Here is a 13105-nt window from a genome sequence, read left to right on the forward strand (position 1 = left end):
GCCTATACTGAAGATTTTGAACAACAGATGGTAAGGCGTTATCAACAAGTAAAAACGCGTAATGAATTTGGTTTAGAGTATAAGTTAACGCCACCAATATTATAGCGATGGATAACTTAATGCACCATTACACCTTCATTTACATTGTCTACATTAAATGATTCAAACTTTAGTCATATTTGGTTTTGATTCGCCATAATAGCCAGATATTGATGAATTAATACATAGGGAAGTGAATAAAATGCAAATAAAGAGAATAATACCGATGTGTATATTGCTCTTATTAAGTTGTAGCTTTTATGCAATTGGCAATACACGAGAGCAATTAGAGATATTTGAACTTAATCTTGTTGATAATAGCGAGCCAAAATTCTATTTTGTTAATTTACTCCAAGGTAGCCATATTGTTATTTATGATAAAGATGGCAATAAAAAACAATCTATTCAACCAATATTTCCTGATATAGAGGATGATTATAAAAAAAATAAATATCAATTACCTCAAAAATATCGACAAAGTTTTTTGACTGCAAGTGGCATATCCGAAACGGATAACTTATTCGTATATAATTATGAATATAATAAATTGTATAGTTTTCCCATTAGTAAATTAGAGGTATTTGCAATAAAGAGCGATTGTTTACCTACTGATGAAACAAATTATCAATTTGGATTTGCATTAGCGTTGAATCAACTACCTCAAGATTACGATCCTAATGATACAACGTTTGTTTATATTGGCAAGGAAAGTCCTTTTGCTCAAGAGCAACTAACTTTATTAAACTGGCAAAAAATTAGCGATAAAGAGGATGAAGAGGATAATTATTTAGCACAAGCTCATGGATTTGATCATTACTATTTTAGCGATAAAGGTTATAATTATTTAGCTCAAACTAATGGATTACATTACTATTTAAAGCAATATCCTTCTCACCGCGATGATTATCCTAAATGTGGCAGATTAGTGATTAAGAATGAGAAGAATAAAATCTTACGTGATGATAACTATGTTTTCAGTTCGTTATACGGCAGTCTACCTTTAAATGGCAAAGATAAAGACCATGAATACAAAAAGCAATGGACGGGAAAATTGTTTAAAAACAAACCGTCAGTCGTTTTTGGCTTTTTCTTTGAGGGGGCGGAAAAGTGCCCAGTGATAGACTTTATTGATTCATCTTTTCCTAGTTATGATATAAGACTACGCTGCGATTCTCGTTTTGTATATTATAGATGTAAATAATATTAATTAAGAACAACTTTTTTAAGGAGTAAGATAAATTATTCTTAAAAATGGTAAAAACGAAGAAAATAAAACGACGATAAAGACGAGTCCATACTTGAGATTTTAAACAACAGATAGTAAAGCGTTATCAACAAGCAAAAAAGCGTAATGAATTTGGTTTAGAGTATAAGTTACCGCCACCAACATTATAGCGATGGATAACTTAATGCACCACTACACGTTCATTTACATTATTTTACTTATAGTAAATGATTCAAACTTTAGTGATATTTGGTTTTGATTCGCCTTAATAGCCAGATATTGATGAATTAATACATAGGGAAGTGAATAAAATGCAAATAAAGAGAATAATACCGATGTGTATATTGCTCTTATTAAGTTGTAGCTTTTATGCAATTGGCAATACACAAGAGCGATTAGCGATATTTAAACTTAATCTTGTTGATGATAGCGAGCCAAAATTCTATTTTGTATCGGTACTCTGGGGCAGTCATATTGTTATTTATGACGAAGAAGGCTATAAAAAACAATCTATTCAACCAATATTTTCTGATATAGACGATGGTTATAATAACTATAAATATCAATTACCTCAAAAATATCGACAAAATTTTTTGACTGCCAGTGGTATATCTGAAACCGATAACTTATTCGTATATAATTATGAATATAATAAATTGTATAGTTTTCCCATTAGTAAATTAGATATATTTGCATTAAAGGATGATTGTTTTCCTATTGATGAAACATATTATCACTTTGGATTTGAATTAACGTTGAGCCAACTACCTCAAAATTACGATCCTAATGATACAACGTTTGTTCATATTGGCAAGGAAAGTCCTTTTGCTCAACAGCAGCTAACTTTATTAAACTGGCAAAAAATTAGCGATAAAAAGTATGATTATTTAGCCCAAGCACATGGATTACATTACTATTTAAAGCAACCTCCTTTTCACAGCAATTACCCTGTTTGTGGGAGTTTATTAATTAAGAATGAGAAGAATAAAATCTTACGTAATGATGACCATGCTTCAAGTTTGTTATACGGCCGTCTACCTTTAAATGGCAAAGATAAAGATCATGAATACAAAAAGCAATGGACGGGAAAGTTATTCAAAAATAAACCATTAGTCGTGTTTGGGGTTTTCTCAAAGGGGGGGAAAGAGTGCCCAGTAATAGACTTTATTGATTCATCTTTTTCTGGTCATGACATAAATCTAATCTGCTATAGTCCTCCTCATAGGTGTAGTTTTTAAACAACCATTTGAATAACAATAGGATATTTCAGGCGCTGCAATAGCAAAAAATCCGAGTTGAAAGAAATGCTGTCTAGGCTAAGTGGCGATGAAATTAGAAGTACCACGGCCTGAGTTCAACATAATTCGGTCAGTATGGCACTGCGCCTGTTTAATTAAGTTATCTTTTAACTCAAATGGACTTAAATTAGCATATTGAACATAATCGATTAGTTTTATGATGATCTTGGATTCTTGTTGGGATAATTTAAACAAAAGCAATAATTAAAGGACATAATATATTTTAATGTGTTTAATGATTTCGACTAATATCAAGTTGGTAAATTATATTTTTTAACGTTCTACATCACGTAGTTATAGCGTTAGAAAGAGTATTAGTCTTGTTTTAATCAATTAAATCCACTTTTAATTTTCTGCTGTCGCTTCGCCCTAGATCATCGATTACAGATATTTTGTAAATACCACTTTTGTTAGGAACCCAATTCAGTGTGTTTTCAACTGAACTACTCCCAAGAAAATTTTTATCGACAAACCAATATAATTTCTTAACCTCACCATCAGCAATGGCATCTAACGTAATTTTCTCATTCTCTTTATTACTTAACCTTACTTTGTAAACAACGTTTTTTAATGGTGAAGTAATCCGTGGAGGAGAACCTATATAATTTTGCGTTGTTTCGCAATGCGCACTATTAGGAGGTGTTTTTTTGGGAATTCCTGCTTTAGCAAATACTTTAACTAAGTCTGAAGACCAATATTCATAAACTTCTACATGTGTATCTTTCGGATTGAAAGGAGGACAAGCAACTTTATTGGTTTTATTATCAATCACAACAGGGCGATAAACTGTATCAATATTAATCGGTGATACACCTGGTATAAACCATGTTTTACCCTTTATCTTACACCACTGCGTAACTAAATTCCCACTAGGTAAACAAATATCCACTTGTGTTAAGTTAGGTGGAATTGCGTTTTGATAACCTTTATGATTTGGATAATAAGCTGTTATTGAATCAATAATATTGAAAAATAGGGGAGCTGCGGCATTAGCACCAATAAAAGCACTATTGCTATGTCCATCAAAATTACCCATCCAAACAATAAGAGTATAATTATTAAATCCTCCAGCTGTCCAAGCATCGCGAAATCCCCAAGATGTGCCTGTTTTCCAATAGATAGGTGTTAGAGATTGCTGTTTTTTAGCTAAAATATCTTCATTGCGCGTGTTTTTTAATAACATATCTAATGTCATGAAACTCGCTTCAGGACTCAACAGACGCTGAGTTAAATGTGGTTGATTATCGGTATTTCTTGTCATTCTTAACGGTTGCCATATACCTTGATTAGCTAACATGGCATATAGTGTTGCTAATTCTTGGGCTGTCACTTCACCTCCGCCAAGAACTAAAGCTAAACCATAATGATCTTCTGTGTTCATATCGCGAATATGGGCTTGTTTTAAAAATTGATAAAATGAAGGTTTTTTTAATTTACCAGCAACATATACCGCAGGAATGTTACGACTGTGAATTAGCGCATCTGTAACAGAGATAGGACCTTTAAAATGGTGATCAAAATTCTCAGGGGTATAAAATCCAAAATCTGTTGCGACATCTTTTAATACTGTTCTAGGATGAATAATACTTTGATCCATACCCAAAGCATAGATAAAAGGCTTTAGTGTTGAGCCGGGTGAACGTTTAGCAGCAGTTCCGTTAACTTGCCCTTGAATGCTACGATTAAAATAATCGGCAGATCCAACTAATGCTTTCACCTCCATTGTGTTGTTATCAACTAACAATACAGATGTGTTATAAATCCCTTTTATTTTATTGCGTTCAATAAAGGCGCTGACTTGCTGTTCAATAATTGTTTGTAGTTCTATTTTTAATGTAGTTTTAATAACTTGTTGTTCAGCATTAGTTTTTTGAATTTGTTGCTGAAGTATTTGGTTGGTGAAATGGGGGGCGATAAACGGTAATTGCTCAGGTTGACGCATCATTAGTGGTAAGTCAAATAGCGCAGCTATATTATCTTCGGTTGCATAGTGTTCTTGCCAACGTTCAAATAATCGTTGTCTAGCATTAACTAATGCTTTACCTGCAATGCCTTTTTTCTTGTCTATACGATAAGTAGGTGATTGAGGAAGAACCGTCAATGTTAACGCTTCAGGTAAGTTAACCTTATCAGGCGTTTTATCAAAATAAATTAACGATGCCGCTCCGATACTTTCTATATTGCGACCGAAAGGGGCATAATTAAGATAGGCTTCTAAAATGTCATGTTTAGAGTATTTTAACTCTAATTCAATAGCTCTAAATATTTGCAATAATTTACCAGCTATTGTTTTAGTATTAATTTTCCAATGCATACGTGCCAGTTGCATAGTAATGGTCGATGCGCCTTGTCGATTACCGCCCCCGATATAAGTTGCCCCAAATGCCCTTATCAAACTAAACGGATTAAATCCAAAATGATAATAAAACCACTGATCTTCATGTAATAGAAGGCCATTAATGATGTGTGGAGAAATTTTTTCCAGAGGTGTCCATGTTCGATATCGTTGGTCGTTTGCTAAAGTTATGCGCAATAGTTTGTCGTTTTCATCATACAAAATAGTGGAAAAATTTAGCGATTGGTTTAACGGTGGGTTAGGGGTTAAACGAAAGGCGATGACGATTAAAGAAAGAATAATAAAGATAACAATAATATTCCCAATATACCTAAATTTTTTTACCATTTTATTAAGTTACACCAATGATGATATAAAATTAAAAAACTAATGTTAATAATCATGCAATAAATACAAAATAGCAGAGGGAAGGCGTGACCCTCTGCCAGTAACTAATTAACGAGGCTCAATAATAATCTTATTTCCACCTTTAGATACAGCTTGAATATCACGATCATACATTGCTTCACCATAAGCTGGAGGTACCGCGTACTGGCCAATATTGGTCGCTTTTATCTGATAATTAAATGTTTGTATCTGATCACTTTTAGTCGAACCATAAATAATCACGCGATCTTCTCTAACATCTGTATAGTCTGGATACCAAGTATATTTACCTGTGGCAATTGGTGATATCCACTGTTGTTCAGAATCATAATTATCATTTTCACCCTCATCTTCGTCGCTTTGTTTATCGTTTTCAGTTTCAGCATGAATATTAACCGCTTTTTGTTGAACAACTTCAAAACCACCTGGTAACATATCAACAATTGCAATGTTGGTTAATCCTTCTTCAGATATTGAGCGGACTCTAACGGTTACATTGATAGTTTCACCTAATTTCACGGTATCAATTTGCTTACCATCGTTATCTGTAAATTCACGATAAATTTCAAGCCCTCTATTAATTGGTTCTTGTTGCATTGAACGATCAAAGCCTTTCTGCGATATTGAATACCAAGCTGGCAAATTTTTAGCGTTATGGAAGCTAATAGACTCTACCGAATCATTGAATTTTCCGTTGGCTAACAAGTTCTTCAATTTAGCAATAGTGGCAATTTTTGCCTGTTGATCGTTAGATTTTGTTGTGACAGTAAGATCGTTTTCATCTAACTCGTGAGCTTTAATTGCTGAATTATAACTATCTAAAGCCAACATAGTCATCGCAGCTGATTGAGTTGTATAACGTTCCTCATTTAGCATTAACACCATATTCTCAAGAGCTTGCGCAGGGATATCATTAATTTTATTATCAAAATGTTTGGCGATTAAATAGATTTTCCCAGCATCAATGACTAATGGATCATAATAATTGTGACTCCACCATGCTTTATCATAGGCTTTGGACAGATCCTTCCAAATCGGTTTTAAAAGATTATCTGCTTGTTTGTCCATTTTGAGCATTTTGTAGGATGATGCTAAATACAACGCCGTAAGATCAGTAGACCAAGTTTGGTAATTATGATTTAAATCCTCAATGACTGAAGCAATTTGATTAGTTGTAATAATATTTTGTCTAGTTAGCAAATAAATTGCATAAGCTCGCAATCGCAAGTTGTAACGATCAGTTAAACTACTAGCAGCAACTAACTTAACATATTTATTGGCATTTTCTAGTAGATCTTTTGGTATTACTAATCCTGCATCTTTTGCTTCGAGTAGAAAGTGAACCGTATAAAGTGTAATAAATGGATCAACATTATATGTTGAATACCATAAACCAATCGCGCCTTCACTATTTTGGCGGCTTTGTAGTTTTTGCATTACTCCGGTAAATGGTATTGTTTTATCAGTGATTAAATTGAATTCAGGATATTTATTGCCAATCACCAGTGGTAACGCACGACTAACAATCTGTTCAGAACAGAAATATTCATAATTATCTAAATATTCGGTAAGACCTTTAGCTAAGATCATTGGAGAATAAGAGACGCCAGCATTCTGTTCATTAAATTCTGGATACATATGTCTAAACCCAGCAAAGGTTTGTGTTTTACCATCCATTCGACCCATAATTGTTTTTATTCGATAAGGATTTATCGGACGAACAGAAGTACTTACTTGTCTTGTTATCGTCTTATCTTTATAAGTTGCAGTAAAGAGTAAATCACCACTACCTAATTGTTCGGTTGCTTTTAAACGGAAGCTTAAAGTACCTTCTTTCATTGACGCTAAGTTGACGGTTTTAATTGGCTCATCTAAAACTGCTAGATGTGGCGTTGTGGTTAGCTTAACCTTAATTGGGATTTCTTCATTACCGATTTCAGTGATGTTATTTGCAACTAATAAACTTATTTCAAATTCATCGTTTGGCGTGACGAAATAAGGTACATTAGGGTTTAATACAAAGTCATTACGAACTGTAGTCGACGTTTGGGTAACACCCATTGTTTTCTTACCGACTGTCACAGCCATCACTCTAATTTTTCCACTGAAAAATTCAGGTACTTTGTAATTGAGTTGTTTTTCACCATTAACGTCTATAATTCCAGACCAGTAGGTAACAGGCTCATCGGTCTTACGTTTAAATGGATTCAAATGAGCATTAAGTTTATTATCACTATCTTGATCACCTCCTGGTGCAGATAAAGTTAGTAAACGTTTATATTCAGGCAAGATAAGATCTAAAATCTGATCCGTTCTTACTGATAACGCTTTTTTACGTATAAAGTTTTTAATTGGATTTTTTAATTGATAGCCAGCAACTTGTAAGATACCTTCATCAACTGCGAAAACTACGACTCGTTGTTGGCTATTAGTTTTAATTGTGATTGGAATCGTCTCTCCAGGTTTGATTAAATTCGGAGTTACTAATTTTACCTTCTCCATAAATTTATCATCTGAAACCTTAAATGGAATAACACCATAACTAAGCGGACTCATGAATATTTCTTCTGAATTTGGATCACGAATAAACTGCACATTGATATAGGCATTTCCTTCCACTTCTTCAGGTAAAGTGATTTTTTGTACTGAGCTAGTAGTATCAGTTTTAAACCATTTCCATGCATAAACTTTATCCCTTTCGATAGTGATAATTCCACTTCCGGTATAAGGTGCAGTTATTGCAATTTCTATATCTTGACCCGGTTTATATTGATTAGCATCAATTTTTAACATTAATTCACTATTACGATCTAATGAACGTGTTACATTTGCTGATCCTGCTACCGAGTATTCGGTTTGATAAATTACTTCATTTTGGTTATTTAACAATTGAAGAATATAGTTACCAGGGGTCTTAGTTGGAATCTGGTAAACAGTTCCTTTGTTATCAATTTCAAAAGGAATTTGTGAAATTACCACATCTTTTTGTTTAGATTCATATTTATAAACACCTGAAGATTGTTCAACTAACACAGAAAGATATTTTTTCTCAAGGGTAACGAGTTTGAGTCCATCTAGTGTAATTTGATCTAGAGTTGGATTTATTGCAATAAGATTAAGTAAACGCTTGCTGTCCCGTTTAATATAACTTAACTTACCATCAGGTTTTGCCCCAACCAGATAATCAGATGCAGAAATCAAAATTGAATCCATTGCTGCAACACTACGTCCACTATTTGGTTCAAATACATCAGTCAAGAATTTGGCTACATATTGACCTTCAAAGTCTTTAATATGCAAATCAATATCAGCAATTCCTTCTTCATTTGTAAAATTGTCTTCAAGTTCAATTTTGAAATTACTACGGTTAGTACCTACGCGATAAAACTGATAATCTTGATATTTTTTAAAGCTAAATCTGGTTGGTTGTAAATATAATTTACTCTCAACTCGACGATCTTGGGCAGGGGTTCCAAAGAGATTTTTTGCAGTCACTTTGGCAATTATATTCGATTGATTAATCCATCCTTGTTTGTTTTCAGTTACTATTTGTGCGGTAACTTTAGTTTTATCTGGTTCAAATTCTCGAATAGTCACTGAAGTAGAACCTAGGAAATTTTGATCATCCTCCTCCGAATCATTTTCATCATTTTCAATGTATAGATAGACATGCCATTGTCCTGTTGGGGAACTTTCTTCCGTTTTAAATGAAATCTCATTAAAACCGTAATCATCAACTTTGATTTTTTTAGTCGTAACAAGATTATTTTTAGCATCATAAATGTTGGCTACTAACTTAATTCCATTCAATGATTTAGTCCAATCATCTGCTTTAATGATCATCCCAATGTGGAAGGTTTCGCCAGGTCGATAGATTCCTCTATCAGAAAATAGATGCGCATGTAACTCTCCCCGGTCAACTGTTTCATATTGACCATCAACATCAAAACGAGAGTAATTAAGTTTTCTGTCATAATAGCGATAACCTTTAGAAATTGGCAAAAATGACATATCTTTACCTTTTTCAATTAAGAATAACAACGGTTTAATGCCTTTATAGTAATCTGCTAATGGTGCGAATTTGACATGACCAGTGTTATCGGTGATTGAAGAGGTAATTTCAATACCATTGGCACCGAGTATTGAAACTTTAGCACCGGCAACAGGTACCCCACTGTTGATAGATTGCACAAAGAGATCATAAGAGCCATCAAGTGATTTTTTATTTATAATGCCTAAATCTGTCACTAATATGAATCGAGAAGTGAAATAATCGTAAGGCTCTTCACCTTCTACTAGATCATCATTTTGGGCATAGAGATTTAATAAAAATACTCCGCGATTAACTTCGTTTTCTTTAACATCTTTTTTAAGGTATGGTGTTAAATCGAAGTCAGAGTAATGAATAGCCCCTGATTTACCCTTAACATCTTTTATAATTGAATATTTTTCAACAAAATTATCACTTTTATAATATTCAAAGCTCATTGAACTAAAATCACTGTCATTATCGTAGACCAAATGGTGTAATTGGGATGGAATAACACGTTTGAGTTCTAACTTTATTTGACTAACATTACGAGAAACCACAGGAATCTTTTTATCACCTGACAGCGATAATAGAGAACCAGTAGCAGCGAAATTAAGCAATTTATCAAATTCATTAATTTGCATCAATTTCTCATATCTATTCTTAAATGTGTAGCCACCATCGGACGTTAAGGATGGATCAATAGTAATAAATATTTGTTGACGTTGATCACCGTTTATTTCAAAGCTAAATTGATTTTGATAAGTTCTATCGTCGTCAGTCTCAATGTATCTAGTTGTTAATCGTTTTGATTTATCTAAGATGGCTTTATCGATAAAATATTTAGTTTTGTATGTGTTATCGGTTTTATCGTAATATTCTTCACTATATTTGGCGTTTGGATCGGGTAACTGCCAGATTGATAATGCTTTCTGTAAATCACTAGCTTTAACATTATAACTTAAATTAATTGTGATAATCTGACGTATTTCATTATTCGACAGTTCAACAAGGGAAATATCAGATGAAGTGATACTAAGATTATATTTATTCGGTATACGGATATCTTTCGAACTTTCTGAGGTTGTAGGGGATCCTCCCATTGAAGATGTTACCCCCTTTGCAATTTTTAATGATAAATACCTATTCACATCAGCAAGTTCTAATTTATCACTTTTTATATAGGCAATTGTTTTATCTTTATTATAATTAATTGTAAAGTTTACATTTTGGACAAATTTATTTGGCTCATATCTTCCAATTGTTACTTCAAATAGTGATAATTTTAAATTTTTTTCAAAGGTTGTCGGATCAACAGGATGAGAAAATTCTACTCTATAAATACCTTGTTTATCATCAGGAACAATAGGATTTTGATATAATTCACTGTTCATTATTTTAAAAGAAAAATCGGTTGTATTAAATGTAAAAATATTCTCTTTTTTATTTATTAAATTGTTAGAATCAAGTAACTTCGAATCATCCAATTTAACCGTATAGGTTTCACCCATTGGCCATGGTTGTTCTGGTTTAAAATAGATATTTACATCGTCATGCCAACTCCAAGTCCCTTTAATTTCAGGTGAAATTTCAATTCCCTCAGTTATTTCCTTGCCAATTTTATCTATCGGAGCGGGTGATCGTTTATGTCCAGTAAATTTGATTTTTAAATAAGATTGATTAGGATTAGTAAGCGTACCGGATTCTGTAGGTGCATAAAAAGAAATACCATACGTATTAACAATTACGGGGGCTGGCTCAATAGGTTTTGGTTTATTTAAGTACCAATGGTAGGCATAATTACCACTGAAATAGGTAACAATTCCCAGTATAACAACACCACCAATAATTAAACTATAGTTATTGAGTCTTGTAATAGATGATTGATAGATATCTTTAGCACGTGGATACCACTTAGGTATCGACCAATTAATTTGACCAATAATTGGGCTTATAATCCATAATATGGATCGTAATACAATTAGTAGAAAAAGTGCAAAATAGAGAATCGCTTCTAGACCGATACAGAAGATTCGATAGGGTAGACGGAGAAAGAAACGTATTATATCCATGATATTCCTTATCATCTCAATTAATTATTATCAATAATTGATTTTTAATCGTAATAAAACTCAATATATAGCTAATATATTGAGTTTTATTGTATTATTTTTTTGTGTGAATAATTTGGTATTACTAAAAACTAAGTAAATACTTTGGTGAAAGTATAAACTATAAATAAAATTAATTGAATGACTATGGTTCTTTTTAGCAATAAAAACCTATCGCCTTGATATTTGATAAACTTCAATATTTTCTGTCAATCATGTGGATCAAGAAAATCACTAAGATAATCCGTTGTCATCCAATCCGTTTTTTGCTGTTTTTGTAAATTATTAATAATTGGAACAACTTTTTTAAGAAATAAGATAAATTATTCTTAAAAATGGCAAAAACGAACAAAATAAAACGACGATAAAAACGAGCCTTTACTTGAGATTTTAATCAACAGATGGTAAGGCGTAATCAACATGTAAAAACGCGTAATGAATTTGGTTTAGAGTATAAGTTAACGCCACTAGCATTATATCGATGGATAACTTAAAGCACTACCACACGTTCATTTACATTTACATTGTTTTACTCTAGATTAAATTATTCAAACTTTAGTGATATTTGGTTTTGATTCGTCTTAATGGCCAGATATTGATGAATTAATACATAAGGAAGTGAATAAAATGCCAATAAAGAAAATAATACCGATATGTATATTGTTCTTATTAAGTTATAGCTTTTATGCAATTGGCTATACACGAGAGCAATTAGAGATATTTAAACTTAATCTTGTTGATGGTAGCGAGCCAAAATTCTATTTTGTTAAGTTACTCCAAGGTAGTCATATTGTTATTTATGACAAAGATGGCAATAAAAAACAATCTATTCAACCAATATTTCCTGATAATGAGGATGGTTATAAAAAGGATAAATATCAATTACCTCAAAAATATCGACAAAGTTTTTTGACTGCCAGTGGCATATCCGAAACGGATAACTTATTCGTATATAATTATGAATATAATAAATTGTATAGTTTTCCCATTAGTAAATTGGAGGTATTTGCAATAAAGGATGATTGTTTTCCTACTGATGAAAAAAATTATCAATTTGGATTTGCATTAGAGTTGAATCAACTACCTCAAGATTACGATCATAATGATACTTACGATCCTAGTGATACAACATTTGTTTATATTGGAAAGGAAAATCCTTTTGCTCAACAGCAACTAACTTTATTAAACTGGCAAAAAATTAGCGATAAAGAGGATAAAGAGTATTATTATTTAGCACAAACTCATGGATTACATTACTATTTACCGACATTAGGGAAAGTGTGGAACCACCTTGAACGAGATTATTACCCTAAAATTGGGATATTAGTGGTTAAGGATAGCAAGAATAGCATCTTATTTAATCATGACTATTTTTCAACGACGATATACAGCACTCTACCTTTAAATGGCAAAGATAAAGATCATGAATACAAAAATCAATGGACGGGAAGATTATTTAAAAATAAACCATTAGTTGTGTTTGGCTTTGTCTCAATAATGGGTTGCCCAGTGATAGACTTTATTGATTCATCCTTTCCTAGTTATGATATAAGATTACGTTGCGATCTTCGTTTTTATAGTTGTAAATAATATTAATTAAGAACAACTTTTTTAAGGAATAAGATAAATTATTCTTAAAAATGGCAAAAACGAACAAAATAAAACGACGATAAAAACGAG

5 protein-coding genes and 1 pseudogene are annotated in these 13105 nt (G+C 32.4%); 3 read left to right on the forward strand and 3 right to left on the reverse strand.

What is annotated here, in order from left to right; all coding sequences use genetic code 11:
• Window positions 1-265 precede the first annotated feature (265 nt).
• Window positions 266-1240 (forward strand): hypothetical protein, encoded by a 975-nt coding sequence (locus DKK70_RS05940; RefSeq protein WP_110433158.1) that lies wholly within the window; start codon window positions 266-268, stop codon window positions 1238-1240.
• 359 nt (window positions 1241-1599) lie between these two features.
• Entirely contained in the window at window positions 1600-2502 is a 903-nt protein-coding gene (locus tag DKK70_RS05945; protein WP_110433159.1) for a hypothetical protein, read from the forward strand.
• A gap of 12 nt (window positions 2503-2514) precedes the next feature.
• Here the strand turns inward: DKK70_RS05945 and DKK70_RS17470 are convergent.
• The 3 genes and pseudogenes from DKK70_RS17470 to DKK70_RS05955 form a co-directional block, all read right to left on the reverse strand.
• A pseudogene (locus tag DKK70_RS17470) lies at window positions 2515-2721 on the reverse strand (bifunctional aspartate transaminase/aspartate 4-decarboxylase); the annotation flags it as partial.
• A 166-nt stretch (window positions 2722-2887) separates the two neighbouring features.
• On the reverse strand, window positions 2888-5245 hold the full coding sequence (gene pbpC, locus DKK70_RS05950; RefSeq protein ID WP_110433160.1) for a penicillin-binding protein 1C: 2358 nt from the start codon (window positions 5243-5245) through the stop codon (window positions 2888-2890).
• Between the two features lie 108 nt (window positions 5246-5353).
• Window positions 5354-11386 carry an alpha-2-macroglobulin gene (locus tag DKK70_RS05955; RefSeq protein WP_181415927.1) on the reverse strand — a complete coding sequence of 2011 codons (6033 nt, stop codon included), beginning with the start codon at window positions 11384-11386 and terminating at the stop codon, window positions 5354-5356.
• Window positions 11387-12052: 666 nt separating this feature from the next.
• Between DKK70_RS05955 and DKK70_RS05960 the strand changes: the two genes are divergently transcribed.
• Window positions 12053-13015 carry a hypothetical protein gene (locus tag DKK70_RS05960; protein WP_110433162.1) on the forward strand — a complete coding sequence of 321 codons (963 nt, stop codon included), beginning with the start codon at window positions 12053-12055 and terminating at the stop codon, window positions 13013-13015.
• Window positions 13016-13105: the final 90 nt, after the last annotated feature.

This window comes from Gilliamella apicola, assembly GCF_003202655.1.
Classification (GTDB): Bacteria; Pseudomonadota; Gammaproteobacteria; order Enterobacterales; family Orbaceae; genus Gilliamella; species Gilliamella apicola_R.